Source organism: Eubacterium sp. CAG:161, from assembly GCF_000432355.1.
Lineage (GTDB): Bacteria > Bacillota > Clostridia > Lachnospirales > Lachnospiraceae > Eubacterium_G > Eubacterium_G segne.
In genome coordinates, this window is the sequence record NZ_HF991854.1 from 1 (window position 1) to 26,500 (window position 26,500).

Below are 26,500 nucleotides of genomic sequence, written 5' to 3' on the forward strand. Positions count from 1 at the left end.
GGGTGAAGGTTGGTCAGGACTTTACTAAAATTAACTGAATAATTTGATTTATGCTAAGGCGTTCGGTATTTTCCGGACGCCTTTTAAAGTGCCGGAATTAACACTCTATGTAACACGTAATCAGGCAAAAGAATGGGTTTGAGAGTAATAAAAATAAAATAAAATTAAGAAAGAAAAACATTTTTATTCTTTATAAGAAATCAAGATATCCAATGTTTTAAGGGAAAAACGTAAATAAAAATGGTTTTATATACAAAATATACTAAAAAAAATAAAAAATCTTTTATAATTTGGGACGATTGCATATAAAAAATCCCTCGGTTATAATATTAATGTATAAAGATTGTGAAAGGAGAGTTTGAAATGAACAAAACTTTAAAGAAAGTTCTTTCAGTTGTATTATCACTGGCTATGATTTTTACATCAGTTACAGTTTATAACACAACTGCAAAGGCAGCTGACGAAACGGAATCAGCTACACAGGAAACTATTGACGTAGATGCCATTAATGACTGGACACAAATAGGAACAGCAAAAGACGGAGATAAGGCATATATTTCAAAGGCGGCTCTTGCAAAATTCGGAAATGAGGGGCTTAGAGGCTTTTATGATGCAGGAAAGACTGTAGGATGGAACATAAGCACATATATGAATTCAGTACCGGTTTTCGGATTTGTTGCAAAAGACGGAAATCCTTCATCAGTTATTATTGACGGAGTGAGATATTTAAATGATGCAGGCAACACAAAGGCATATGTGGGAAATGACTGTGTATATATCAGTCAGGATACCTTAGCCGTTCCTGCTGGGGAAAGTGAACATGTATTTATAATTACAGCAGAAGGTTCAGGTACAGGAACATTTGCATTAAAGATAGTTAAGCTATCTGATCCTACAGATGCATCTTCAGTGGATACATCAGCATGGACAGAATGCCCGGCAATAGGATCTAACGCATCTTTAGTATCAGGAACATATTATTTAGATACAGCCAACTATACAGCAAATGTAAACTCAGCTATTTGGGGTACAGTAGGTGTTGCTGCTGATACACCGTACCATGGCGAAGTTGACAATTGTAAAATAGAAGGTGGAGCTTTTACATTTGCAGTTTCAGGAGCTGTAGGACAGCCGGTTGGAGCTGTTTGGATTAACGGAAAAAGATATTTAAACGCTTCAGAAATGCTTCATGTCCGTGGAGATTCTGTTGAAATAGCTTTAAGTGCATTTAAAGAAGGAATTAACTACTTTGCTATTGAAGGTGCTGCTAAAACAGTAACTTTTGCAGTTAAGTATGTACCTGCACAGGCAGAGGTTGCTCCGGATCAGACTTTAGGTGAAGTAACTGATTACACAAAGGTTTGTGACAAAGATGGTAACAATGATTTATCAACAGAAGGAACAAGATATTATGTTTCAGAAGCTGTTAGAAATCAGTATATCAACTACATCGATTTATTTGGTATATTTACAGACCATGCTACAGCAAACTATCACCCGGCAGGATGCACATTAACAGGTGCAGCTTATGTATCATCATATCCAAGTGTTGCCGGAAAGATTAAATCAGTATGGATTGACGGAGTAAAATACACATCAGGAACAGATGAATGTTACATTGAAGGAGATCAGGTTCACCTTGCACAGAGCTTATTTGCACTTCCAAGTGGACAGGATGAAAAAGTATTTGCAGTAACAGTCAGAAGTTCAGAAAAAGACATTACATATGGTGTTAAAGTTGCAAAGGTAGCTAAATTTGATGTAACAGTTGACGGACAGACAACAGAAGTTGCTGACGGTGATACATATACACTTCCTGCTGATGCTGCTTACGGTTACTATTCAGATGGCAAGATGTACAAGTCAGGAACAGCAATTAAAGTTACAGCAGATATGACATTTACTTCAGTAAATACACTTAATGTAGTTGCAGCAAACGGTGCAGCCGTAAAGACTTCAACTCCTACAGGACTTAAGTTCCAGGCTAAAGTTACAACAGATAATAACGAAGCTGTTAAGTCAGATGCAATTACAACAGGTATGTTAATTACAGCAAATGACCTGTTTGAAAATAATGATTCAGATATGTCATTAACAAGCGCTTACAAAGTTCTTAACATTGTAAACGAAGGATGGGCTAATGCTGATACTCTTACATATTTTGGTGCAGTTGCTAACATTGTTGAAGCAAACTACGAAAGAGATTTTGTAGCAAGAGCTTATATAACAGTTACATATACTAACGGAGAGTCAGTAACATATTATTCAAATGTTGCTGAAAAGAGAAATGTAAGCCAGGTTGCTTCAAGAGTAATAGCTGATGCTAACAACGGCCTTAGTGCTGATGAGTTAAACGTAGTAGCTTCATTTATTAAATAACAGGGGAGGATTAACATGAGAGAAGTATATACAAGTCCTGAAGTTGAATTAGTAGAGTTTGATACAAAGGACGTTATTACTACAAGCTGGTTTTGTTGTGCATTGGATGTGGGTTGCACACATGGACAAAGAATAAAAACAGTGATAATTAATTTCCAAGATGGATATTTTATGGTATAATCTACTGACATAGGAATAATTTTATTAGCCCTTTTAACAATTAGAAAACAGGAGGTATTACCATGAGTGATAAAGAAAAAATGATAGATGACATTGTAGCAATGTTAGATGGAAGTATCAAGAAAGGGGACGGACACATTAATCTTAAGGTTGATGAAAATGTTGAGTCCTCAAAGAGAAAGGAAGTAATAAGAGGATGTGCAGACTGTTCAATTAATCCTATGCCATGCTGTGCACCAACAGAAGAACTTCCGGGGGATGACGAAATTTAACAAAAAATGAATAACAGCCTGTAAATAAGAGAAAATAGTAATGAATAAATATGATGTAAGTGGCAAAAGCATAATTGCTTATTTGTGCAAGCACAATTGCAAGTGGCAAATATTGTTACTTACATCATAAATTTTAAAAGGAATTACTATGAAGCAAAAGCAGGTTGTTAAAAAAATATTCAGATATGTTTTCATTACATTTACTGCTGCCTTGTATGCAGTGGGAATCGCATTATTTTTAAATCCCAATAATTTGGCACCGGGAGGAATATCAGGAATTGCCATTATATTAAAAAAGATGTTCCCGGGACTTCCGGGAGTGGGAATGCTTATTTTATTAATAAATATTCCAATCCTGGCAGTGGGAATTAAAAAGTTTGGAATTAAATTTATTCTGTCAACAATGTATAGTCTGATTGTATCATCAGTGTTAATAGATATTCTTCCAATAGTTTTTAATGTTAATGGTGTTACAGATAATAAAATGCTGGCATCTGTTATTGGAGGAGCTACATTTGGACTGGGAATGGGATTAATGTTCAGATTCGATACCACAACAGGAGGGTTGGACATTATTGTAAAAATAATAAAACAAAAGAAACCCCATTTAAAAACGGGACAGATATATTTTTTGTTGGATGTGGTTGTTTTGGCAGCGTCAGCCATGGCATTTAAGGATGTGGAGGTGGCGTTGTATGCGGCTATTGCCATTTATGTGTCCACGGTGGTTATGGACAGGGCAATATACGGAGGAGATGAAGCCACTCTTGTATATATAATAAGTGAAAAAAGAGAACTTATTGCCAGACGCATGATGAAGGAAGTAAATGTAGGAGCCACCATGATTCAGGCAAAGGGTGCATACAGTAACGAAACTACGGAAGTGATTATGTGCGTAATGAAGAAACAGACATTGGTTAAGGTAAGAAATATACTAAAACAAACAGACAGTGGAGCCTTTATGATAGTATCTTCGGCAAATGAAGTGTTTGGACAGGGATTTAAAGACCATTTTAAGACAGAAATATAAAGCATAATGTTTACAAATGAAGGCAGTTGTTCTAAAATAAGTGACATAGTGCTTATTTTGGGAGGAAGTTATGGCAACATTAAAAGACGTAAAGAGAATTGTTATAAAGGTGGGAACATCTTCTTTAACACACAGTACGGGAAAAACAAATATAAGACAAATGAAAAGACTAGTGACAGTTATATCCGATATAGTTAATTCAGGCATTGAAGTAGCATTGGTATCCTCAGGTGCCATTGGTGTAGGTGTGGGAAAATTAGGTCTTAAGGAAAGACCGGTTACCACAGCAGGAAAGCAGGCAGCAGCTACTGTAGGACAATGTGAACTTATGTTTATGTATGACAAGATGTTTGGAGAATACGGTCATAAGGTGGGACAGTTCCTTGTTACAAAAAGAGATGTGGATAATTTGGAAAGCAGAGATAATCTTATAAATGCCTTTGAGAGAACCCTTGAATTTGGTGCTATACCGGTTATTAATGAAAATGACGTTGTAGCTGTAGAAGAAATAGTTTATGGTGACAATGATAATCTTTCAGCCATAGTGGCAAAGCTTATAAAGGCAGATGCTTTGTTTATACTTACAGATATAGATGGGTTGTATGATGCCAATCCGAATGAAAATGAATATGCAAGAATAATACCGGTTGTAGAGGAAATAACTGAGGGATTGTTTGAACTTGCCGGTGGAAAAGGCTCAAAATTTGGAACCGGTGGTATGATAACTAAACTTCAGGCAGCACAGATTGCAACGGAAGCGGGAATAGATACTGTTATTATGAATGGTGGAGATCCGGAGAATTTATATAAAATATTAGAAGGACACCAGGTAGGAACCTTCTTCGTAGCAAAAGACAAAGAACAGTCACGCTAGGCATGGCTGTTTTTCTTTAATAAGAAATGTTAATAAAGGGAGGAAAAATAATGCTTACGGAATTAGGAAAGAAAGCAAAAGAAGCAGAAAAAACATTAATGATAGCTACCACGGAGCAGAAAAATAAGGCTCTAAAATACATTGCACAGGCATTAATTGAAAATGCAGATGAAATAATACAGGCAAATACCATTGATTTGGAAAATGGGAAAAATAATGGAATGTCAGAAGCAATGCTTGATAGATTAAAGTTAGACAAAGACAGAATTAAAGGGATGGCAAAGGGCGTTGAGGATGTTGTTTTACTGCCGGATCCTGTGGGAAGGGTTTTAAGTGAAACTACAAGACCTAACGGACTTAACATAAAAAAGGTATCTACACCTTTAGGAGTTATAGGAGTTATATTTGAAGCAAGACCTAACGTAACCTCAGATGCGGCAGCTTTGTGCTTAAAGTCAGGAAACACCGTTATTTTACGTGGAGGAAAGGAAGCAATAAATTCTAACAGAATCATTGCTAAAACAATGAGAGAGGCTGTAAAAAAATCAGGTCTTAGTGAAGACGTTATACAGTTAGTGGAAGATACATCAAGGGAAAGCGCTAATGCCCTTATGCAAATGAATGAATATGTGGATGTGCTTATACCAAGAGGCGGTGCAGGACTGATACAGGCAGTTGTAAAAAATGCAACAGTTCCGGTAATTGAAACCGGAGTGGGAAACTGCCACATATATATTGATAAGGATGCCAATGTGGATATGGCAGCTGACATAGTATATAATGCCAAAACTAACAGGGTGTCAGTTTGTAATGCAGCAGAAAGTTTGCTTATACATAAGGATATTGCAAAGGAAGCATTGCCGAAAATAAAGGCAAAATTAGATGAAAAATCCGTGGAACTTTTTGGAGATGAGGAAGCAGTTGATATAGCGAAGGGAATAGAGAAGGCAACGGAAAGGGACTGGGGAACAGAATATCTTGACTACAAAATGTCTGTTAAAATAGTAAATTCCTTAGATGAAGCCGTGGATCATATTTATAAATACAGTACAGGTCACAGCGAATGTATAGTTACTGAAAATAAGGAAGCTGCTGAGGAGTTTTTAAACAAGGTAGATTCAGCAGCAGTTTATGTAAATGCCAGTACAAGATTTACTGACGGAGGAGAGTTCGGTTTTGGAGCAGAAATAGGTATTTCCACTCAGAAGCTTCATGCAAGAGGACCTATTGGATTGCCGGAATTGCAGTCTTTTAAATACAAGATATATGGCAACGGACAGGTGAGATAGTTTTACAATATATGTATATTGTCCCAAATAGATACAGGGAAAAATTGCAGTTCACAGTTTCTTAATTTTTAATTAATACAATGAAAGTAAAAATATTGTAGAATATTGAATAATTTATACGAAGGAGTATTCATGAAAAAAATATTATTTATTGTTAATCCGAAAGCCGGACTGAAGAAAAATAAGAATTTTATAGATGATGCTGTATGGGTTTTTGAAGAGGCAGGATACAAAGTAGGAATTAAATATACAAAACGAAGAGCAGACGGAACCAACATTGCCATAAAATACGGAAGTGAAGTAGACCTTGTGGTATGTATGGGAGGAGACGGAACATTAAATGAAGTAATTCAGGGATTGATTGAAGGAAATGTAAAAACACCTTTAGGATATATTCCGGCAGGTTCTACTAATGATTTTGCCAATAGTTTAGGATTAGAATCCGATCCTAAAAAGGCGGCTAAGTATATTATATCCAATGAGGCAAGACCTCTTGATATAGGAGATTTTAACGGACGACATTTTGTTTATACTGCATCAGCAGGAATTTTTACTAAGACCTCATATTCAACACCTCAGGAATTAAAAAACAGATTAGGACATTTTGCCTACATTCTTCGTGGTGCAAGAGAATTATTTCACATAAGAAAGTTACGCCTGAAAATTGAACTTGATGATAAAACCTATGTGGGAAAATATATTTTTGTGGCAATAAACAATGCTACAAAAGTAGGTGGCATAATGAAGTTAGACAAGGATTTAGTGGAATTTAACGATGGTGAATTTGAACTGATGCTTATTGAGTATCCAAGAGACTTCGCAGAGTTTGTAAGGCTTTGCGGTCAGGTACTTTTACAGAAATTTACAGGAAAAATCACTTTGGCACAGATAAAATCAGCAAGAATTACCGATTGCTCAGACATAGACTGGTCTCTTGACGGTGAGAAGGAAAAAGGAAGGGCAGTGGTAAACTTTAAGGTTTTACATGACGCTATTAACTTTATATATTAATAATTGAGAACAGAAAGGGGATTTATGGCATTAAAGAGAGAAGATGTTAAATTATTTGCGGAAAATAAGGCAAAGGTGTGTAAAAATAATGACGGCGTAGACAGGGAGTTATTTACGGAATATGGTGTAAAAAGAGGACTTCGTGATTTAAATGGAAAGGGTGTATTAACAGGAATTACCAATATTTCAAGAGTTGAGTCTTCAGAAATAGTTAACGGAAAAAGTGTTCCCTGTGAAGGAAAATTGTATTTCAGAGGGTACAAAATCCAGGATTTAGTTAAGGGATTTATGGATGATAAAAGATTCGGTTTTGAAGAGGTAGCATATTTACTTCTTTTTGGTGAATTGCCTAATGAAGACGAGTTAAATGAATTTAAGGAAATGCTGGCATATTCCAGAAGGCTTCCAACAAACTTGGTAAGAGATGTTATTATGAAGGCACCTAGCGAGGATATTATGAATTCCCTTACAAGGAGTGTACTGACATTAGCTTCTTATGATAAAAACGTGTCAGATACATCATTAGAGAATGTAATAAGACAGTGCATTCAGTTAATAGCAGTGTTCCCTATGCTTTCAGTGTATGGATATCATGCATATAATCATTACAAGAAAAATCAAAGTTTATATATACATAGGCCAAAGGATGATTTGTCCACCAGCGAAAACTTATTAAGAATGTTAAGACCTAACAAAAAATATACGGAGTTAGAAGCAAAGGTTCTTGATTTAGCTTTAGTTCTCCATATGGAACATGGAGGCGGTAATAATTCAACCTTTACCACAAGAGTTGTTACATCATCAGGTTCTGATACATATTCAACTATAGCGGCGGCGTTGTCTTCCTTAAAGGGACCAAGACATGGAGGGGCTAATATTATGGTAGTTAAAATGTTTAAGGACATTAAGGCTAATGTATCAGACATGAAGGATGAAAAAGAGGTTAAGGAGTATCTTAGAAAGATACTTAACAGGGAAGCCTTTGACAAAAAAGGGCTTATATATGGAATGGGTCATGCGGTATATTCCATTTCTGATCCAAGGGCAGAAATTTTTAAGAGTTTTGTAGAAAAGCTTGCCCATGAAAAGGGAAGAGATGATGATTTTGCCCTGTATAGCATGATTGAGACTTTAGCACCACAGGTTATTGGTGAGGAAAGACAGATTTACAAAGGCGTTAGTGCCAATGTGGATTTCTATAGCGGACTGGTTTACAGTATGTTAGATATTCCGGAGGAATTATTCACGCCGATGTTTGCCATTGCAAGAATTGTGGGATGGAGTGCACATAGAATAGAAGAGTTGGTAAATGCGGATAAAATCATGAGACCTGCATATGTTAGCATATGTGATTATAATGATTATAAGAGCATTGATGAAAGGTAATTATGAAATTAACAAATAGTGATATTGAAAAAATAAAAGAAGAAATTGAACATAGAAAGTTAGTTGTAAGACCTAAGGCAATTGAAGCCGTTAAGGAGGCAAGAGCTCAGGGAGATTTAAGTGAAAACTTTGAATACCACGCAGCTAAAAAGGATAAAAATAAAAATGAAAGCAGAATCAGGTATTTAGAGAAAATTTTAAAAACATCAACTGTTATTTCTGATGAATCAAAGGATGATGAAATAGGATTAAACAAAACTGTGGAGATTTACTTTGAGGAAGACGATGAAACGGAGAAGTTTAAAATTGTAAGTACCATGCGGGGTGATTCCGTTAAAGGAAGAATCAGCAATGAATCTCCTATAGGAAAGGCACTTATGAAACATAAAGTTGGAGACCGGGTGGAAATAAAGGTAAACGATAATTACAGTTATTATGTAGTGGTAAAATCCATAGAAAACACCGGTGAGGAAGACACAGACACAATAAGGAGCTATTAATAGTTATGTTAAAAATATTTACCAGTTATACTCCCGGGGCAGGGAAAAGCTATGCAATGATGGAGGAAGCAATGAATGAAAGTCGAAATGGGAAAAAGGTCGTTATTGCTTTTATTAACAAACAGCATAGGGATTCCTCTAAAATGCCTTTTGAATGCAATGAAAATGTTACTATTCATCCTCTTAAAGGAAGAGAGAGCATAGAAGAAATAATAGAAATGAAACCGGATATTGTGGTTTTAGATGAGCTGGGAATGCGAATTGGAAAGCATACATTTTTGTATAATGTGGCAGAGTCATTTATAAAAAACAATATCAGTGTTTTAACTTCTGCTAATTTAAAAAGATTTGAGGAAGTGAATCCTATATTTAGAAGTGAAACAGGGGTAGGGATAAAAACAACCATTCCAAACCGCTTTATAAAAGGGGCAGATGAGATCGTTTTTATTGACAGAGAACCAGAATTAATGATAAAGGATTTTAAGGAGGGAAAGCTTTTTGGAGAGCGGTATATGAATTCCCGAATTATGAATAAAAACTTTGAAGAAAATACCCTTAAGACATATAGGGAGATAAGCCTTGATTATTTAGAGAAATATAATAACGTAAGAATTATACAAAGAGATTAATTATGAAAGAAAAAATGACAAAAACCCCTGTGGTAGTTTTTTTGGCAATGATATGCTGTCTGCTATGGGGGTCGGCTTTTGCCTGTATAAAAATCGGATATAAATTATTTAATATTGAAAGCAAAGATACAATGTCTCAGATATTATTTGCGGGAAACCGTTTCATTCTTGCAGGCATCATGGTTATAGTTACTTTTAGTATTATGAACAAAAAAATCATAAAACCGGCACAGCCTGAAAGAATTGCTACCTTAAGTCTTTTTCAGACAGTTTTACAATATGTTCCTTTTTATGTGGGATTAGCCCACACAACAGGAGTAAAATCCTCTATTATTAACGGTTTAGGAGTTTTCTTTACAGTGTTAGTATCCTGCCTTTTGTTTAGACAGGAAAAACTAACAGGTAAAAAGATGATAGGAACCATATTGGGATTTTTAGGAGTTGTAATAGTAAATGTTGCCGGAACATCCGTTGATTTGGGAGTAAGCTTCTTAGGAGAAGGTCTTATTGTACTATCAGCTTTATCATCGGCGTTTTCCTCTGCATTTATTAAAAAATTCTCCAAAAACAGTGATGTGGTAATGCTTAGCGGATATCAGTTCTTTTTCGGTGGAGTGGTAATGACGGTTATAGGTCTTCTTTTTGGAGGAAAATTAAGACCTGAGGGATTTGCGGGTATTTTACTATTGATTTATATGGGATTTATTTCAGCGGCAGCTTATACATTGTGGAGCATTTTACTTAAATACAACAATGTATCAAGGATTACGGCATATAAATTTATGAATCCTGTATTCGGGGTACTGCTGTCATTTCTGTTTTTGCATGAAAACAGTCATATGGAGGTGCAGATTATAATTGCATTAGCTTTAGTATGTGCAGGAATATATATTGTAAATGCCGGTGATTTGAAATATAATAAGTCTATTAAGTAGTATGAGAATCAAAAATGATTCTAACGTAAAAATTAATCAGGAGGGTTTTATGAATATTATGCATGACATTAATCCGGAGAGAATTACACCTTCGGATTTTATCGCAACTATTGAAATTAGTAAGGGAAGCAAGAAAAAATATGAATTAGATAAGGAAACAGGACTTATTATATTAGACAGAATATTGTACTCATCAGTACATTATCCGGCTAATTATGGTTTTATCCCAAGAACAATTGATGAGGATGGTGACCCGTTAGACGTACTGGTATTATGTTCTGAGCCTATAGAGTCCATGTCTTTGGTAAGATGTTATCCTATAGGTGTTATGTACATGGTGGATAGTGGTGATATGGATGATAAAATAATTGCCATTCCTTATGGTGATCCTACATACAACTGTTATACAGACATTAATCAGTTACCGGCTCATATTTTTGAGGAAATCAGGAATTTCTTTAATATATATAAGACATTAGAGGGAAAAGAAACAAAGGTAGATGAATTTGGCGGGCCTCTTGATGCTGCAAAAATCATTTACAAATGTATTGATATATACAATAAAACATACGGTATAGAGAACAATTGCATCAAATAGTATTATAATATTTAAGATAAAGTGTATTTGCATTAAGAAACTGTTAGGTTTTTATGTGCGACTACACTTTTCTTGTTTGTTATAAGGGAAGGTTTTAATATGACAGTAAATAACAGAATAAAAAGATTAAGGGAAATAATGAAGGAAACAGCAGTGGATGTATATGTAGCACCTACCTGTGATTTTCATGGCTCCGAGTATATAGGGGATTATTTTAAAACAAGAGAGTTTATAACGGGTTTTACAGGCTCTGCAGGAACAGCGGTAATCACCATGGAAGAGGCGTGTCTGTGGACTGATGGAAGGTACTTTCTTCAGGCAGAAAATCAATTGAAAAATACTGAAGTTAAATTAATGAAATCCGGAGAAGCAGGAGTTTATACAGTATATGAATATATTAAAAATATTGCAAAAACAAATATCACTGTAGCCTTTGACGGAAAAATGATGTCTGCTGATATGGCAGAAAATATAAGAAATATTGAAAATGTAACAGTGGATGGTCATTTGGCTTTAATAGATAAAATATGGGAGGACCGTCCGGAAATCAGCCATAAGCCAATATGGAAGCTGGATGATAAGTATACGGGAAAAAATACAGCTGCTAAAATAAATGAAATAAGAAACATGATGGAGGAGAGAAGGGCAGATGTTTTACTTCTTTCAGCCTTAGATGAAGTGGCATGGACTCTTAATTTAAGAGGCAATGATATAATGTATACGCCTGTATTTATGGGATTTTTGATTATAACCAAAGATGAGATTAATTTTTACGTTAATAAAATTCAGTTACAGGACAACATAGAAGAATACTTAAAAGAATGTGATATCAAAATACGGGATTATGGCATCGTGTATGCAGATTTAGAAAAAATAAGAAAGAAAAGAATCTGGCTTGATAAATCCAGCGCCAATTATGCTGTCATAGAATCAATTAATAATGATAATAAAATAATAAATAAGCTGACTCCTGCCTTGCAACTTAAAGCAGTTAAAAATGAAGCAGAAATAGAAAATGAGAAAAAAGCTCATATTTTAGACGGTGTGGCAATGACAAATTTTCTGTACTGGCTTAAAACCAATGTGGGAAAGGAATATATGGATGAACTGAAGTTAGGAGACAGGCTTGAGGATTTTAGAAACCGGGCAGAAAGCTATATTGAGCCAAGCTTTGCCCCAATTGTGGGATATAACGAACATGGTGCAATAGTACATTACAGTGCCACAAAGGGGTCTAGTGTAGTTATAAAAAACGAAGGTATTGTACTTATAGACAGTGGTGGGCATTATTTGGAGGGAACCACAGACATTACAAGAACCATAAGTTTAGGAAATGTTACGGAAAAAATGAAAAAAATGTATACGGCAGTGCTTAAGGGACACTTAAAGCTGTCAGGGGCAATATTTAAAAAAGGCTGTAGCGGAACGACTCTTGATTATATTGCAAGAAAGCCTCTATGGGATATGGGACTTGATTATAATCATGGAACCGGACATGGAGTTGGTTATCTTTTAAGTGTTCATGAGGCACCTAATGCCATTAGATACAGAATAATGAAAAATCCGGAATTAAATCCTGTATTTGAGCCGGGAATGATAACGTCAAATGAACCGGGAGTTTATTTAGACAATGAATTTGGAATACGAATTGAAAATCTTATTTTGTGTAAAGAGAAGGAAAAAACGGATTTTGGAGAATTTCTATGCTTTGAAAATCTCACCTATGTTCCTTATGATATGGAATTAATTGACATGGACATGTTAGATGGAAAAGAAAAGGAGATATTAAGAGAGTATAACCAAATGGTGTATGAAAAATTGTCCAAACATTTACAGGAAAATGTTAAAAAATGGTTAAAGAAATATCTCAATTGTTAAAAAAAACAGTATTGTAAGTTTTTGTATATAGTGCTATCATCAGTGTTATCAAAATTGTATCACAATTGATGATAGCATTTTTTTGCCTATAAGGCAGAAGGGAGAGGTATATGAGAAAGGGAATGAAAAAGCTATGCAGTTCTGCCCTTAGCATTCTGTTAGCTTTGTCCATGGTAGTTCCGGGAGCAGGCGTTTATCACACAAATGTTAAAGCAGATGATGTTGTAGAAAAAACACAAACCGGAAATGATAACGGAAAGGATGACGGAAAAAGTATTAAAGGTGATTATTTCAGACAAAATATGGCAGTTTTGCTTAAGAATAATCAGCTAAAGACTAGCAATTCAGAAGTTACCCTTACTGAAAATGAAAAGGGAAAGGGTGTTCTTGTTTCAGGAAAAGATAAGGATATTTTAAATAGTGAAATCACAATTGATAAAAAGTTGAATTTTGACGGAAAAATTGTAGGAAGATTAAGTCTTGACGCCATAGCCGAAAGGGGAGGCGATATAACCGTTGGAGTTTTCGTTGATGGTGGAAGCAAACCGGTTGGAACTTTTAAATTATATAAACAAAGAAAGAAAAATGACTGGACATACACAAAGGACAGTTCAATTGATGTGTCAGAATTAAAACTTACAGGAGAACATACAGTTTCCCTTAAAGTATTATCTACATCAGCATCTAAGGTAAACTTCCTTATAAGAGCTGTGGAATTTGTTGAAAGTACCGTTCCTGTAATATACTTTAATATTAATGAAGAAGATGGAACTATTGCAGAAATGAATGCTTCAAGTGACCATTCAGTAGAGTGCTACGGGAGTATGACCATAAAGGTTCCGGATGGCTTTGTTTCTGAGTATACAGGCAAGGAAGTAACAGGTGGAACTTACAATATGGAATACATAAGAGGACGTGGAAATTCTACATGGGCTACTCCTAAAAAGCCATACAAGATTAAGCTTGATAAAAAAGCAGACCTTCTTGGAATGGGAAAGAATAAACACTGGGTATTGCTTGCTAACTATTATGATAACAGTCTTCTTAGAAATAAGATTACATATTGGTTAGGACAGCAGCTTAATATGGCATTTACTCCTAAAAGTGAACCTGTAGATGTTGTGATGAATGGAGAATATTACGGAAGTTATTTCCTGTCGCAGCAGGTAAGGGTAGGTAGCACAAGAGTAGATATTGATGATTTGGAAGAGTCGGAGGAAACAATGAACTCTACGGATCCTGCCATTATATCAGGAGGATATTTGCTGGCACTTTCTCCATATGAGAGAATTGAACATCAGACATTTTCAACTAATAATAATGTTGAATTTAAGTTAGAAAGTCCTAAGTTTGAAGATTATTACAATGAAACACAGTTTAATTATATAAAGGATTATGTTCAAAAAACGGAAGATGCAATATACGGAAAGAATTTCAAGGATTCTAATGGAACATCCTATACGGAATATATGGATTTAAATGCAGCAGTATATTATTACTGGATGCAGGAATTCTCCATGAATGGGGATGGATTTGTTTCTCCAAGTACATATTTGTATAAACCAAGAAATGGAAAATTATATTTTGGGCCTCTTTGGGACTTTGATTATGTTGCCTGGGGTTCAACAGAATATTCCGGAAACTCTGTTACAGGCTGGAGCCGGAACACAAATCTGTGGTTTGACAAATTGTTTGAAGATAAAACATTTGCCCAGGCTATAGTTGATGCATGGCCGTCAATAAAGGAAAAAGTTAATGAACTGATTATGCCGGGTGGTCAGCTTGACAAATACAAAGATGAGATGGTTAAGACAGCAGCATATAACTTTGAAAAATGGGGAATGTCAGATTTAGGACAGGATGATATGGAAGAAGATTCTAAGGGAAATAATTATCTGACTTACGACCAGGAAATAGAAAGGTTAAGAGGCTGGATAAAGGAAAGAACAGAATGGGTTGATAAGAATGTAGCATCTATTGTTCCACAGCCTTGTAAGGTTAAGTTTATGGCGGACAATAAGGTCATTGCTACAAAGGATGAATACATTGGAAAAACTGTAAGCAGTTTTCCAACGGCACCTAAGAAAAAAGGCTATGTTTTTGTAGGATGGAATGCTCATTTCCATATGAATTTTAAAGAGTATTTAAGTTACATAGGTAGTACGGAAGAGGATTTGTCGGAATTTATGGAGCCTGAGGAAATAAAGAATCTTAAAAAGAACGGCTATGATTTTGACGGTGAATTTTCATCATCAGATATATTAGTTAAAGATACTACCCTTACTGCTAAATACATTTCTGAAAGGGAATATGTTAAGGAAAGAAAGATTATATTAAACAGAAAATACATGATACTGAACCAGTGGAGTGATGAAGGGGAAATAAAGGCAACAGTTATTCCTTTTGATGCAACAAACAGCGAAATACAGTGGTCATCATCTAATCCGGAAGTGGCAGAGGTTATGGATGGCAGTGTAACTCCTATAAAATCGGGAGATACAATAATAACAGCTAAAACCGCTAGTGGATTAACAGCTACCTGTAAAGTACATGTATGTACTGATGGGGAAAGCGACGAAATGCCTATGGAGGCATATTATGAATTCCCTAAATATGATTACACTATAGGAGTAAACGAATATAAGGATTTAGGAGTTAAATATCAACCGGAGAATGCAGTATTTGGTGAAAACTGCAAATTCCTTGTGGGAGATGATTCTGTTGTTGAAGTAAGTGATGGAGGCGTGGTTTATGGATTAAAGCCGGGAACAACTACAGTATATGCTTATACAAATAATGGAGATCCTATCAGATGTCAGGTAACAGTTGTTGACAAAAAAACAGCAGCTATTGGAAATGTATATACAGTTAAAAACTGCAAATACAAGGTTTTAACTAATAAAGATAAAAATAAAACTGTTATGTGTGTAGGGGCAAAGAACAGCAAGGTTAAAGCCGTAAATATACCTTCTAAGGTTAAAATTAAAAATGTCACATATAAGGTTATAAGCATAAAGGCAAAGGCATTTGCAAAAATGAAAAAATTAAAGAAGGTAACAATTGGTAATAATGTTTCCTTTATTGGAAAGTCAGCTTTTTATAACTGCAAAAATCTTACAAAGGTATGTATTGGTAAAAAGGTAGAAATTATTTATCAGAACGCCTTTAAGGGAGATAAGAAACTTAAGAACATAACAATTAAGGCTAAAAGAGCTAAAATTAACAAAGGAGCTTTCAGCAAAATTTCAGGTAAGTCAGTATTTAAGGTACCTAAAAACTGTAAGGCATACTATAAGATTGTATTGGGAAAAAGCAGAAATATAAAATAATGTGGAAATACCATTTAGAAAGTATAAGACACACTAAAAACAGATGATATAAGAACTGTCATGGGAGTAAAATACTGTGGCAGTTTTTAATTTTTCATAACATAAAAAAACATTGCATAAAATGTACAAAGTATAAGTTGTATAGAGGTTTTTTTGAAAGAATATATTGAAGAGAGGGTACTTGAAACATCTAATTACATTGTAGAAAACAATTCCACGGTAAGACAGTGTGCCAGACAGTTTGGAATCAGCAAAAGCACAGTACATAAAGACGTATCTGAACGTCTTCCGCAAATTAATCAGAGACTGGCAATTAAAGTAAGAGAGGTGTTAGACAAAAATAAAAAAGAACGTCACATACGTGGCGGTCTTGCAACAAAGGCTAAATATGAAAAAAATAAAAGCCTTAACTGATAAATCAGTAAGGCTGTTGTTTACGGGGGACCTAGTGGGAGTTTCACCCACTAGGTTGAGTATGAAAAACTTAAAATACGCCATTATAGGGTATGACGTATACAAACTATATGCACAAGCTCTTAGCACTCGTAAAAAGTACTTAATAACTCGTACAGTGTTTATAATAAAGGGTACTTATGAACAAAATATGAACAGAATGTAAAAGAATATCGAAAAAAGACGAAAAATACAAAAAAACATGAAAAAAAGTAAAAAACAGGTTGAAAAAGGACGATATATCTGAAAAGGAAGGCAAAAAAACGGAAAAACATATCTAAAAAATGGAAATTTTTTAAAAATAAAACATATACAGAATGGGAAAAAGTTGTTATACTTTAGTTTAGTATGGATATTCTAAAATATATATAAGGATGAAAACAAAATTTTTTACACATAAGGAGCGTCAAATGTTTAACACAGATATTGGTATAGATTTAGGAACAGCAAGTGTATTGGTTTATATAAAAGGAAAAGGTGTTGTTTTAAAAGAGCCTTCAGTAGTTGCCATTGACAGAGATACTGACAAGATAAAAGCTGTCGGAGAGGAAGCCCGTCTTATGATAGGAAGAACTCCGGGAAATATAGTTGCCGTAAGACCTCTTAAGCAGGGAGTTATATCTGATTATTCAGTTACTGAGCAGATGATTAGATATTTTATTCAAAAAGCTGTAGGAAAACGTTCATATAAGAAACCACGTATATGTGTATGTATACCAAGTGGAGCTACAGAAGTTGAAACTAAGGCAGTACAGGACGCAGCTTTTCAGGCAGGAGCCAGGGAGGTCTTTGTGGTGGAAGAACCTTTAGCAGCAGCCATAGGCGCCGGCATAGAGATAAAGAAGCCTTGTGGTAACATGATTGTGGATATTGGTGGAGGAACTACCGACATTGCAGTTATTTCATTGGGAGGAACAGTAGTCAGCACATCAGTTAAAGTGGCAGGAGATGATTTTGACGAAGCTATTGTCAGATATATGAGAAAGAAACACAATCTTCTTATTGGAGAGAGAACTGCCGAAGAAATTAAAATTGGAATTGGTACATGCTATAATAAATCTGAAAATCAGAAAATGGAAGTAAGGGGAAGAAACTTAGTTACCGGTCTTCCAAAAACCATAGAAGTAACATCGGAAGAAACAGAAGAAGCATTAAGGGATGTTACAACAAGTATTATTGATGCAGTACACAGGGTTTTGGAACAGACTCCTCCGGAACTGGCAGCAGATATAGCAGTAAGAGGTATAGTTTTAACAGGCGGTGGTTGTCTTCTTAACGGACTGGATGAACTGATAGAGGCAAAAACCGGCATTAACACCATGACCGCAGAGGATCCTATGACGGCAGTTGCCATCGGAACCGGACAATATCTGGAATATATTGACGAGGAAAATTCAGAAAAATTAAAATAATAAATATTAATCTAAAGGCTGTCCCATTTTTGGACAGCCTTGTTAGGATAAGGAACATTAAATGAAAAATATCAGTGGATATGTAGAAAATATTACCTTTAGAAATGAGGACAACGGTTACACTGTTCTTACTTTATTAAGTGGAAAAAAGGAAATTAAGTGTACAGGAACTTTTGGATACATAGGTGAGGGTGAATATGTGGAAATAGAGGGAGAAGAGGTTTTTCATGATATTTATGGAGAACAGATTAAGGTTATTTCCTATGAAATAATTCCTGCTACGGATGAGTTCTCTATTAAAAAGTATCTGGGCTCAGGAGCTATTAAGGGCTTAGGTGCAGTTCTTGCAGACAGAATTGTGGAACGTTTTGGGGAAGATACCATCAGAATAATAGAAGAAGAACCGGAAAGATTAGCGGAAATAAGAGGAATAACCACCAGAAAAGCCATGGATATATGCAAGCAGGTTGAAGATAAGAAAGATATGAGAGATATTATGATTTTTCTTCAGGGCTACGGTATATCTCCGGCTTTGGCAAATAAAATATACACATTATATGGAACTAAGGTTTATGACATCATAAAAACCAACCCTTACCGTCTTGCAGATGATGTGGCAGGGGTTGGCTTTAAAACAGCAGATGAAATAGCAAGAAGGGCGGGAGTGGAAGTAAATGCCTCCGTCAGAATAAAAAGCGGTATGTGTTATGCCTTGGCAGATGCTTCTACCTCAGGTCATACCTATTTGCCAAAGGAACAGCTGGCACAAAGAACCATTAATCTTTTGGGACTTAGAGATCAGTACATGAGTGCTGACGGAACCTATAATATGGATTTGTTAGACAACTGCTTTACAGAACTGATTCTTGAAAAAAAACTGATTTTAAAAGAAATAGATGATGTTGAAGGGGTGTTTCTGTCAACTTTCTATTATACAGAACTGAATATTGCCAGAATGCTTTTAGAGCTTAATATAGAAACAACGGAAGATGACTATATTATGGGAATTAAGTTAGATACCATTGAAAAGCTGACAGGGGTTCAGTTAGATGAACTGCAAAGAAAGGCAGTTATTGAAACCCAGAATAATGGTGTTTCCGTTATTACCGGTGGTCCCGGAACAGGAAAGACCACTACTATTAATGCCATTATCCAAATGTTTGAAACAGATGGCTTAGAAGTGTCCCTTGCAGCACCTACAGGAAGGGCTGCAAAGAGAATGAGCGAGGCTACAGGGCATAAGGCAAGCACTATTCACAGACTGTTGGAAGTATCCGGTGGTGGTGATGAGGTAACAGCAGATGATTTGTCTGCAAGATTTGGACGAAACGAACAAAATCCTTTGGAAACAGATGTTATTATTGTAGATGAGATGTCCATGGTAGATACATTTCTTATGCATGCACTGTTAAAAGCCATTACCATTGGAACAAGAGTTGTTTTTGTGGGGGATGTAAATCAGCTGGCAAGTGTGGGACCGGGAAATGTTTTAAAAGATATTATTGATTCGGGACAGTTTAGCGTGGTTAAGCTGACGAAGGTGTTCAGACAGGCGGGAGAAAGTGGAATAGTTGTAAATGCCCACAAAATTAATGCAGGACAGCAGGTGGCGCTGGATAACAGTACCGGTGACTTCTTATATATAGAAAGAGAAAATGCACAAATGGCATTAAATGCAACTATTGGTCTTCTTAAAACAAAGCTTCCGGGATATGTAGGGGCAAAAGAACAGGATATTCAGGTTTTAACACCTATGCGAAACGGTATTTTAGGTGTCAATTCCTTAAATGAACAACTTCAGAAGTTTATTAATCCTCCTTCTCCTGATAAAAGCGAAAAGGAAATTGCAGGGACAATTTTCAGGGAGGGTGATAAGGTTATGCAGGTTAAAAACAATTATCAGCTTAGCTGGGAACAACGCTCGGCTTCAGGAAGAATATTTGATACCGGCAGTGGCATATTTAACGGAGATATGGGAATTGTTACTAAAATTAACAATACTACTAATTATATAGAAGTTGTTTTTGATGATGACAGATATGTAACTTATGATACAAAACAGGCAGAGGAATTGGAGCTGGCGTATGCCATTACAATACATAAGTCTCAGGGTAGTGAATATCCTGCAGTTATTATGCCTTTAGTTTCGGGAGTGCAGATGCTTATGACCAGAAATCTTTTGTATACAGGAGTTACCAGAGCAAAGAAGTGCGTGTGCATTGTAGGAAGAAAGGAAATGTTTGAAGCCATGATAGCTAATGAAGATCAGCATAAAAGGTATTCAGGACTTAAGTGGCAGATTATAAATTACTATAATGAGTAAAAGGGAATATATGAAAGAAAAATTAATGGGGATATTTTTTCCGAAGGTATGTCCGTTATGTGAGCGAGTAATAAAATCTTCCGGGGATGTTTGCGAAAAATGCGACATATCAAAGTTTCTTATAGGAAGAAATAGGTGCTATAAATGCGGAAAGCCTTTAAAAGGGAATGATGAAATATTATGTGGTGATTGCAGAAAAATTAATCATACTTTTGAAAAAGGCGTAGCCGTATTTGAATATAAGGAAGAAATGAAAGAGTCCGTTTACAGGTTTAAATATGGAAATCAGAAAGCATATGGAGATTTTTATGGGAAAATTGCAGCAGAAAAATATGGAGAATTACTTAAAAGGTGGCAGATAGATAAAATTATACCGGTTCCAATGTATGATAAGAAGAAACAAAAACGAGGATACAATCAGGCGGAAGAATTTGGAAACAGATTAGGTTTTTATACGGGAATAGAAACGGACAACAAAAGCCTTATCAGAATAAAGGACACAATACCTCAAAAGGGACTTAGCAATGAACAGCGCAAGATGAATATGTCAGATGCATTTGCAGTGGATGTTGAAAAAATCAGTAATTATAAAAATGTGCTTTTAGTGGATGATATATATACAACAGGAAGCACAATAGATGCCTGTAGCAAAATTCTTATTATGGCAGGAGTTGAAAAAGTCTATTTTGTGTGTATTGCAACGGGAATGGATAAATAAATTGAAAAAAGATTTCGAATTTGCTATTTTACTGTTGACGTAAAAAGGTTTAGATGTTATAGTTGTATAGCAAAGAGAGGTCTTTTTTTTTTGCTCATATTACAAAAAGTGATAAAAAAAAATACTCTCTGGGATGGATTAGATAGAATATAACGGAGGTGAATCTCATGAGAACAAGAATCACATTAGAATGCACAGAATGCAAGCAGCGTAATTACAATACTACTAAGGATAAGAAAACTCATCCGGACAGAGTAGAAACAAAGAAATATTGCAAGTTCTGTCAGAAGCATACATTACACAAAGAAACAAAATAGTTTTTTGGGAGGTAGAAACATGGCAGAAGCTAAAGCTAAGAAGAAAAGCTCTAAAACTAAGAGCTGGTGGACAGGTCTTAAAGCTGAATATGCAAAGATTATCTGGCCTACAAAGGCTTCTATAGTAAGACAGAGCGTTGTAGTAGTTATAATCACAACTATTCTTGGTATCCTCATTGGCATGATTGATCAGCTGATACAGTTTGGTCTTGATAAGATTATTGGATAATATAAGAATATAAGAGGTGATTAGATGTCAGAAGCAAAATGGTATGTTGTTCATACCTATTCAGGATATGAGAACAAAGTTAAAACTAATATCGAACAGTCAATTGAAAACAGAAAATTGCAGGATCAGATATTAGAAGTATCAGTTCCAAAACAGGAAGTGGTAGAATTGAAGAACGGCAAAAGAGAAGTTACTGAGAAGAAGCTTTTCCCTGGATATGTGCTTATTAATATGGTTATGAACGATGACACATGGTATGTAGTAAGAAATACCAGAGGTGTTACAGGTTTCGTAGGACCAGGATCTAAGCCGGTTCCTCTTACAGCAGAAGAAATGGCTACTTTAGGTATTAAGACCGAAAGAGTCAATATTGATTTTGCGGAAGGGGATATGATTACTGTTATTGGAGGCGTATGGACAGGTACTGCAGGTACTATTAAGCGTATTGACGATAACAGACAGACAGTCACAATTAACGTGGACATGTTTGGAAGAGAAACTCCGGTAGAACTTAATTTCTCCGAAGTTAAAAAGATGAATTAAGACCATTTAAATATTGGTTTTAAGATAAAAGAAGAATGTTTCGTGGTGGTCACGAAGCAGTGGGAGGGATTCCCGATAATACCACAATAGGAGGTGCCGAAAAATGGCAAAGAAAGTAGAAGGTTACATTAAATTGCAGATTGAGGCTGGAAAAGCAACACCAGCTCCACCAGTTGGTCCAGCACTTGGACAGCATGGATTAAACATCGTTCAGTTCACAAAGGACTTCAACGCAAGAACAGCTGATCAGCCGGGAATGATCATTCCTGTTGTTATCACTGTTTACCAGGACAAGAGTTTTAGTTTTATTACAAAGACTCCACCTGCAGCAGTTTTATTAAAGAAAGCCTGCAAGATTCAGAAGGGTGCAGGAAACTCAATTAAGGAAACAGTTGCAACAATTTCAAAAGCTGATTTACAGCAGATTGCAGAAACAAAGATGAAGGATTTAAATGCGGCAACAGTTGAGGCTGCTATGAGCATGATCGCAGGTACTGCAAGAAGCATGGGAATCAAGGTTGAAGACTAATTTTCGTAAATGAAGGCATTGTTATCATACAATTGCATGAAACATTTTCGAAATGGCAGAGTCTGAGGAAGATTCTACTATAATAAAAATGAATTGAAAAGAACGTGGGAGGTATATCCGTTATTACCACGAGGAGGTTTAAATGAAGAGAGGTAAGAAGTATATTGAGGCAGCAAAGAATATTGACAGAGCTGCACAGTATGATACAGAAGAAGCGATTTCTTTAGTAAAGAAATCAGCAGTTGCAAAATTTGATGAAACAATAGAATGTCACATTAGAACAGGTTGTGACGGACGTCATGCAGATCAGCAGATCCGTGGTGCCGTAGTTTTACCTAACGGTACAGGTAAGGAAGTTAAGGTTTTGGTTTTCGCTAAGGGAGCAAAGGCTGACGAAGCTTTAGCAGCAGGAGCAGATTTTGTTGGAGCAGAAGAATTAATTCCTAAGATTCAGAACGACGGATGGTTTGATTTCGATGTGGTTGTAGCTACACCTGATATGATGGGTGTTGTTGGTAGACTTGGTCGTGTTCTCGGACCAAAGGGCTTAATGCCTAACCCAAAAGCAGGTACAGTAACAATGGATGTTACAAAAGCTATTGCTGATATCAAAGCAGGTAAGATTGAGTACAGACTTGACAAGGCTAACATCGTTCACGTTCCTGTTGGAAAGGCTTCATTTACAGAAGAACAGTTAACACAGAACTTCGAAGCGCTTATGGGTGCTATTATGAAAGCTAAACCGGCAGCAGTTAAGGGTGCTTACATTAAGTCAATCACTGTTACATCAACAATGGGACCTGGTGTAAAGGTTAACGTTTCAAAAATTGTTAACGCATAATTTATTTATGTAACTTGTTACTGATATGCTTCATGTTTATTGAAGCATATCAGTTGACAATATAATAATAATGTGCTATTATGCACAAGTGGTTAAAAACCAATTGCCGAAGACAGTAGGTTTTGCATATGATTCATATGTGAAGTAAGCATTAACATCGCCTACCGAGGGAGTTATTTATATATGACTATTAGTGCCTCTCTGTTTTCGCAGGGAGTTTTTTTATGAATAAGTTCGGCGAATGAAGGTTGCAGACCTAAAAAAAATAAGGAGGCAAGACATTCATGGCAAAAGTAGAGTTAAAGAAACCTATCGTAGAAGAGATTTCAGAATTACTCAATGGTGCAGCTACAGCAGTTGTAGTTGACTATCGTGGACTTACTGTTGCACAGGACACAGAGCTTCGTAAACAGTTAAGAGAAGCAGGCGTTGTATACAAAGTATACAAGAACACTATGATTAATTTTGCAATCAAAGATACAGAATTTTCAGATTTAGCTCAGCATCTTGAAGGACCTACAGCTATCGCAGTTTGTAAGGATGATGCTACTGCAGCAGCAAGAGTTTTAGTAAACTTTGCAAAGGGTGCAGAAGCATTGGAAGTTAAAGGCGGTGTAGTTGACGGTGTTTACTATGATGCAGACGGTGTAAAGCAGATTGCATCTATTCCATCAAGAGAAGTACTTTTCTCAAAATTACTTGGATCTATGCAGTCACCAATTACAAACTTCGCTCGTGTTATTAAGCAGATTGCAGAACAGAACGAAGAAGCAGCTCAGTAATTAGTTGTATGAGCAATTACGGATTATGAATCCGCACAAGAATTAAAAGAATAAAATGGAGGAATTTACAATGACAACAGCAGAAATCATTGAAGTAATCAAAGGATTAACAGTATTAGAATTAAATGACCTTGTAAAGGCATGTGAAGAAGAATTTGGAGTATCTGCAGCAGCAGGTGTTGTAGTTGCAGCAGCAGGTGGAGATGCAGCAGCAGCTGAAGAAAAGACAGAATTTGACGTTGAGTTAACAGAAGTTGGAGCTCAGAAGGTTAAAGTTATTAAGGCAGTTAAGGATGCTACAGGTTTAGGACTTAAGGAAGCTAAGGAAGTTGTTGACGGAGCACCTAAGGTTGTTAAGGAAGGAATTTCTAAGGAAGAAGCTGAAGCTCTTAAGAAGCAGTTAGAAGAAGTTGGAGCAACAGTAACTCTTAAATAATTAATTTGTTTAAATGGAGACAGGCATTTGTATTTAATACATAATGTCTGTTTTCTTTTGAAAATATATTCTATTGATAATATTGAGAAAAAATAACTGGAGAGGTCTGATGGCTTATAGCTGACTCAGGCGCCGAAGGTGTAAGACTGGAAGTACAGTCGATCTCTCAGGCAAAAGGACAGGAGGAAAAAATGAAACAGTTTACAGCGTTTTTAGGACAGGTAGATAACTTTGTTTGGGGAGTACCGCTTATTGTACTCATTTTATCAGCAGGTGTCTACCTTACTTTTCGTTTGAGACTTATACAGGTAATACATTTACCTAAAGCTCTTAGATTTATGGTTAAAAACGAAGAGGAAGGTGAAGGTGAAGTTACAAGCTTTGGGGCATTGTGTACAGCACTTTCAGCAACTATTGGAACAGGAAATATCGTAGGTGTAGCCACAGCTATTGGCGTTCTTGCTGGTGGACCGGGAGCGTTATTCTGGATGTGGTTGGCAGCCTTCTTTGGAATGGCAACAAAGTACTCTGAAGGATTTCTTGCAGTAAAGTATAGAAAGATAGACGAAGATGGTCATGTGCTTGGCGGACCATTTTATTACATTGAAAACGGTATGGGGCGTAATTGGAGATGGCTTGGAAAAATCTTTGCTTTCTTTGGGGCGTGTGTAGGTTTGTTTGGTATAGGTACATTTACACAGGTTCAGGGTATTGCATCAGCCGTACAGGGATTTTTTGATCCTAATAAGGCACATACTGTAAGCATATTTGGAGCTGAATATTCATATGCAATTGTTGTTTCGGCAGTAATTCTTGCACTTTGTGTAGGCTTGGTGGTAATTGGCGGCATTAAGAGAATTGCCAGTGTATCACAGATAATTGTTCCGTTTATGGCAGTTATTTATGTAGTTGCAGCTTTGGTACTTATTATAGCTAATATTGAAAATGTTCCGGGAGCTTTTGTTGAAATATTTGAAGGAGCATTTGGCGTTAAACCCGTTGCAGGTGGTGTTCTTGCCTCTATTGCAATTGCAATGCAAAAAGGTGTTGCAAGAGGTATTTTCTCCAATGAGTCAGGACTTGGTTCTGCACCTATAGCAGCTGCAGCAGCTCAGACTAAGGAACCTGTAAGACAGGGACTTGTTTCAATGACAGGTACATTTATTGATACAATAATTATTTGTACAATGACAGGTTTATCAATTGTAATGATGGGAACATGGGCAGATAAGAGTCTTGAAGGCGTTCAGGTTACAACTGCAGCATGGCAGAAGGGATTATATTTCCTTCCGGGAGATGTGGCATCATTTATATTAATGATTTGTCTTGTGTTCTTTGCTTTTACTACTATTCTTGGATGGAATTATTATGGTGAGAGATGTCTTGAATATCTCTTTAATGGAAGCAAAGGTGCTGTAAAGGTTTACAGATGGCTTTATATTTTGGCAGTATTCATTGGACCTTATATGACAGTTGCAGCAGTTTGGACTATAGCTGATATCTTTAACGGACTTATGGCAATTCCAAACATAATTGCTTTGTTTGCATTAGGTGGTGTAGTGGCAAAGGATACCCGTGAGTACCTTAAAAAGAATAAAGAATTATAATTAACATTAAACAAAATTAA

The 26,500-nt window shown here is 36.0% G+C and carries 26 protein-coding genes, 1 riboswitch and 1 other annotated feature; all 26 genes read left to right on the forward strand.

What is annotated here, in order from left to right:
• Positions 1-363 precede the first annotated feature (363 nt).
• The 26 genes from Q5O30_RS02720 (at position 364) to Q5O30_RS02845 (ending at position 26,480) form a co-directional block, all read left to right on the forward strand.
• Positions 364-2,379: a hypothetical protein gene (locus Q5O30_RS02720; protein WP_021952226.1), complete on the forward strand. Its 2,016-nt coding sequence runs from the start codon at positions 364-366 to the stop codon at positions 2,377-2,379.
• A 15-nt stretch (positions 2,380-2,394) separates the two neighbouring features.
• Positions 2,395-2,559 (forward strand): hypothetical protein, encoded by a 165-nt coding sequence (locus Q5O30_RS02725; protein ID WP_021952227.1) that lies wholly within the window; start codon positions 2,395-2,397, stop codon positions 2,557-2,559.
• Between the two features lie 62 nt (positions 2,560-2,621).
• Positions 2,622-2,831: a hypothetical protein gene (locus Q5O30_RS02730; protein WP_021952228.1), complete on the forward strand. Its 210-nt coding sequence runs from the start codon at positions 2,622-2,624 to the stop codon at positions 2,829-2,831.
• A 148-nt stretch (positions 2,832-2,979) separates the two neighbouring features.
• Positions 2,980-3,861, forward strand: a complete 882-nt coding sequence (locus tag Q5O30_RS02735) for a YitT family protein (RefSeq protein WP_021952229.1) — start codon at positions 2,980-2,982, stop codon at positions 3,859-3,861.
• A gap of 70 nt (positions 3,862-3,931) precedes the next feature.
• Positions 3,932-4,735 carry a glutamate 5-kinase gene (proB, locus tag Q5O30_RS02740; RefSeq protein WP_021952230.1) on the forward strand — a complete coding sequence of 268 codons (804 nt, stop codon included), beginning with the start codon at positions 3,932-3,934 and terminating at the stop codon, positions 4,733-4,735.
• Between the two features lie 50 nt (positions 4,736-4,785).
• Positions 4,786-6,024, forward strand: a complete 1,239-nt coding sequence (locus tag Q5O30_RS02745; RefSeq protein ID WP_021952231.1) for a glutamate-5-semialdehyde dehydrogenase — start codon at positions 4,786-4,788, stop codon at positions 6,022-6,024.
• A gap of 132 nt (positions 6,025-6,156) precedes the next feature.
• Positions 6,157-7,035 carry a diacylglycerol kinase family protein gene (locus Q5O30_RS02750; protein WP_021952232.1) on the forward strand — a complete coding sequence of 293 codons (879 nt, stop codon included), beginning with the start codon at positions 6,157-6,159 and terminating at the stop codon, positions 7,033-7,035.
• 24 nt (positions 7,036-7,059) lie between these two features.
• Entirely contained in the window at positions 7,060-8,421 is a 1,362-nt protein-coding gene (locus tag Q5O30_RS02755) for a citrate/2-methylcitrate synthase (protein WP_021952233.1), read from the forward strand.
• A gap of 2 nt (positions 8,422-8,423) precedes the next feature.
• The gene (gene greA, locus Q5O30_RS02760) at positions 8,424-8,921 is read left to right on the forward strand and encodes a transcription elongation factor GreA (RefSeq protein ID WP_021952234.1); all 498 of its coding nucleotides are present in this window, start codon (positions 8,424-8,426) and stop codon (positions 8,919-8,921) included.
• A gap of 5 nt (positions 8,922-8,926) precedes the next feature.
• Positions 8,927-9,550 (forward strand): hypothetical protein, encoded by a 624-nt coding sequence (locus Q5O30_RS02765; protein WP_021952235.1) that lies wholly within the window; start codon positions 8,927-8,929, stop codon positions 9,548-9,550.
• Between the two features lie 2 nt (positions 9,551-9,552).
• Positions 9,553-10,485, forward strand: coding sequence for a DMT family transporter (locus Q5O30_RS02770; protein ID WP_021952236.1), 933 nt, complete (start codon positions 9,553-9,555; stop codon positions 10,483-10,485).
• Between the two features lie 49 nt (positions 10,486-10,534).
• On the forward strand, positions 10,535-11,083 hold the full coding sequence (locus Q5O30_RS02775; protein ID WP_021952237.1) for an inorganic diphosphatase: 549 nt from the start codon (positions 10,535-10,537) through the stop codon (positions 11,081-11,083).
• Positions 11,084-11,182: 99 nt separating this feature from the next.
• Positions 11,183-12,961, forward strand: coding sequence for an aminopeptidase P family protein (locus Q5O30_RS02780; protein ID WP_021952238.1), 1,779 nt, complete (start codon positions 11,183-11,185; stop codon positions 12,959-12,961).
• A 110-nt stretch (positions 12,962-13,071) separates the two neighbouring features.
• Positions 13,072-16,290, forward strand: coding sequence for a CotH kinase family protein (locus tag Q5O30_RS02785; RefSeq protein ID WP_021952239.1), 3,219 nt, complete (start codon positions 13,072-13,074; stop codon positions 16,288-16,290).
• A 153-nt stretch (positions 16,291-16,443) separates the two neighbouring features.
• Positions 16,444-16,704 carry a sporulation transcriptional regulator SpoIIID gene (spoIIID, locus tag Q5O30_RS02790; protein WP_021952240.1) on the forward strand — a complete coding sequence of 87 codons (261 nt, stop codon included), beginning with the start codon at positions 16,444-16,446 and terminating at the stop codon, positions 16,702-16,704.
• Between the two features lie 449 nt (positions 16,705-17,153).
• A complete protein-coding gene (locus tag Q5O30_RS02795) occupies positions 17,154-18,155 on the forward strand; it encodes a rod shape-determining protein (protein WP_021952241.1) in 1,002 nt (333 codons plus the stop codon).
• A gap of 61 nt (positions 18,156-18,216) precedes the next feature.
• Positions 18,217-20,478: an ATP-dependent RecD-like DNA helicase gene (locus Q5O30_RS02800; RefSeq protein WP_021952242.1), complete on the forward strand. Its 2,262-nt coding sequence runs from the start codon at positions 18,217-18,219 to the stop codon at positions 20,476-20,478.
• Positions 20,479-20,488: 10 nt separating this feature from the next.
• Positions 20,489-21,196: a ComF family protein gene (locus Q5O30_RS02805; RefSeq protein WP_021952243.1), complete on the forward strand. Its 708-nt coding sequence runs from the start codon at positions 20,489-20,491 to the stop codon at positions 21,194-21,196.
• Between the two features lie 167 nt (positions 21,197-21,363).
• On the forward strand, positions 21,364-21,513 hold the full coding sequence (rpmG, locus tag Q5O30_RS02810) for a 50S ribosomal protein L33 (RefSeq protein ID WP_021952244.1): 150 nt from the start codon (positions 21,364-21,366) through the stop codon (positions 21,511-21,513).
• Between the two features lie 19 nt (positions 21,514-21,532).
• The gene (gene secE / locus Q5O30_RS02815; RefSeq protein WP_021952245.1) at positions 21,533-21,742 is read left to right on the forward strand and encodes a preprotein translocase subunit SecE; all 210 of its coding nucleotides are present in this window, start codon (positions 21,533-21,535) and stop codon (positions 21,740-21,742) included.
• Positions 21,743-21,766: 24 nt separating this feature from the next.
• A complete protein-coding gene (gene nusG / locus Q5O30_RS02820) occupies positions 21,767-22,285 on the forward strand; it encodes a transcription termination/antitermination protein NusG (RefSeq protein ID WP_021952246.1) in 519 nt (172 codons plus the stop codon).
• Between the two features lie 103 nt (positions 22,286-22,388).
• The gene (gene rplK, locus Q5O30_RS02825; RefSeq protein ID WP_021952247.1) at positions 22,389-22,814 is read left to right on the forward strand and encodes a 50S ribosomal protein L11; all 426 of its coding nucleotides are present in this window, start codon (positions 22,389-22,391) and stop codon (positions 22,812-22,814) included.
• 142 nt (positions 22,815-22,956) lie between these two features.
• Positions 22,957-23,655: a 50S ribosomal protein L1 gene (rplA, locus tag Q5O30_RS02830; protein ID WP_021952248.1), complete on the forward strand. Its 699-nt coding sequence runs from the start codon at positions 22,957-22,959 to the stop codon at positions 23,653-23,655.
• 88 nt (positions 23,656-23,743) lie between these two features.
• Positions 23,744-23,887 (forward strand) — a sequence feature (ribosomal protein L10 leader region).
• 52 nt (positions 23,888-23,939) lie between these two features.
• Complete coding sequence (rplJ, locus tag Q5O30_RS02835; RefSeq protein WP_021952249.1) at positions 23,940-24,437, forward strand: 50S ribosomal protein L10; 498 nt, start codon at positions 23,940-23,942, stop codon at positions 24,435-24,437.
• A gap of 70 nt (positions 24,438-24,507) precedes the next feature.
• Complete coding sequence (rplL, locus tag Q5O30_RS02840; RefSeq protein ID WP_021952250.1) at positions 24,508-24,873, forward strand: 50S ribosomal protein L7/L12; 366 nt, start codon at positions 24,508-24,510, stop codon at positions 24,871-24,873.
• 86 nt (positions 24,874-24,959) lie between these two features.
• Positions 24,960-25,065: riboswitch (glycine riboswitch) on the forward strand.
• Positions 25,065-26,480, forward strand: a complete 1,416-nt coding sequence (locus Q5O30_RS02845; protein WP_021952251.1) for a sodium:alanine symporter family protein — start codon at positions 25,065-25,067, stop codon at positions 26,478-26,480. (Overlaps the previous riboswitch by 1 nt.)
• Positions 26,481-26,500: the final 20 nt, after the last annotated feature.

What these genes read in the sequence shown, in the direction of transcription:
- Q5O30_RS02720 (WP_021952226.1), top strand. Translation starts at nt 364, where the DNA reads ATGAACAAAACTTTAAAGAAAGTTCTTTCAGTTGTATTATCACTGGCT.
- Q5O30_RS02725 (WP_021952227.1), top strand. Translation starts at nt 2,395, where the DNA reads ATGAGAGAAGTATATACAAGTCCTGAAGTTGAATTAGTAGAGTTTGAT.
- Q5O30_RS02730 (WP_021952228.1), top strand. Translation starts at nt 2,622, where the DNA reads ATGAGTGATAAAGAAAAAATGATAGATGACATTGTAGCAATGTTAGAT.
- Q5O30_RS02735 (WP_021952229.1), top strand. Translation starts at nt 2,980, where the DNA reads ATGAAGCAAAAGCAGGTTGTTAAAAAAATATTCAGATATGTTTTCATT.
- proB (WP_021952230.1), top strand. Translation starts at nt 3,932, where the DNA reads ATGGCAACATTAAAAGACGTAAAGAGAATTGTTATAAAGGTGGGAACA.
- Q5O30_RS02745 (WP_021952231.1), top strand. Translation starts at nt 4,786, where the DNA reads ATGCTTACGGAATTAGGAAAGAAAGCAAAAGAAGCAGAAAAAACATTA.
- Q5O30_RS02750 (WP_021952232.1), top strand. Translation starts at nt 6,157, where the DNA reads ATGAAAAAAATATTATTTATTGTTAATCCGAAAGCCGGACTGAAGAAA.
- Q5O30_RS02755 (WP_021952233.1), top strand. Translation starts at nt 7,060, where the DNA reads ATGGCATTAAAGAGAGAAGATGTTAAATTATTTGCGGAAAATAAGGCA.
- greA (WP_021952234.1), top strand. Translation starts at nt 8,424, where the DNA reads ATGAAATTAACAAATAGTGATATTGAAAAAATAAAAGAAGAAATTGAA.
- Q5O30_RS02765 (WP_021952235.1), top strand. Translation starts at nt 8,927, where the DNA reads ATGTTAAAAATATTTACCAGTTATACTCCCGGGGCAGGGAAAAGCTAT.
- Q5O30_RS02770 (WP_021952236.1), top strand. Translation starts at nt 9,553, where the DNA reads ATGAAAGAAAAAATGACAAAAACCCCTGTGGTAGTTTTTTTGGCAATG.
- Q5O30_RS02775 (WP_021952237.1), top strand. Translation starts at nt 10,535, where the DNA reads ATGAATATTATGCATGACATTAATCCGGAGAGAATTACACCTTCGGAT.
- Q5O30_RS02780 (WP_021952238.1), top strand. Translation starts at nt 11,183, where the DNA reads ATGACAGTAAATAACAGAATAAAAAGATTAAGGGAAATAATGAAGGAA.
- Q5O30_RS02785 (WP_021952239.1), top strand. Translation starts at nt 13,072, where the DNA reads ATGAGAAAGGGAATGAAAAAGCTATGCAGTTCTGCCCTTAGCATTCTG.
- Q5O30_RS02795 (WP_021952241.1), top strand. Translation starts at nt 17,154, where the DNA reads ATGTTTAACACAGATATTGGTATAGATTTAGGAACAGCAAGTGTATTG.
- Q5O30_RS02800 (WP_021952242.1), top strand. Translation starts at nt 18,217, where the DNA reads ATGAAAAATATCAGTGGATATGTAGAAAATATTACCTTTAGAAATGAG.
- Q5O30_RS02805 (WP_021952243.1), top strand. Translation starts at nt 20,489, where the DNA reads ATGAAAGAAAAATTAATGGGGATATTTTTTCCGAAGGTATGTCCGTTA.
- rpmG (WP_021952244.1), top strand. Translation starts at nt 21,364, where the DNA reads ATGAGAACAAGAATCACATTAGAATGCACAGAATGCAAGCAGCGTAAT.
- secE (WP_021952245.1), top strand. Translation starts at nt 21,533, where the DNA reads ATGGCAGAAGCTAAAGCTAAGAAGAAAAGCTCTAAAACTAAGAGCTGG.
- nusG (WP_021952246.1), top strand. Translation starts at nt 21,767, where the DNA reads ATGTCAGAAGCAAAATGGTATGTTGTTCATACCTATTCAGGATATGAG.
- rplK (WP_021952247.1), top strand. Translation starts at nt 22,389, where the DNA reads ATGGCAAAGAAAGTAGAAGGTTACATTAAATTGCAGATTGAGGCTGGA.
- rplA (WP_021952248.1), top strand. Translation starts at nt 22,957, where the DNA reads ATGAAGAGAGGTAAGAAGTATATTGAGGCAGCAAAGAATATTGACAGA.
- rplJ (WP_021952249.1), top strand. Translation starts at nt 23,940, where the DNA reads ATGGCAAAAGTAGAGTTAAAGAAACCTATCGTAGAAGAGATTTCAGAA.
- rplL (WP_021952250.1), top strand. Translation starts at nt 24,508, where the DNA reads ATGACAACAGCAGAAATCATTGAAGTAATCAAAGGATTAACAGTATTA.
- Q5O30_RS02845 (WP_021952251.1), top strand. Translation starts at nt 25,065, where the DNA reads ATGAAACAGTTTACAGCGTTTTTAGGACAGGTAGATAACTTTGTTTGG.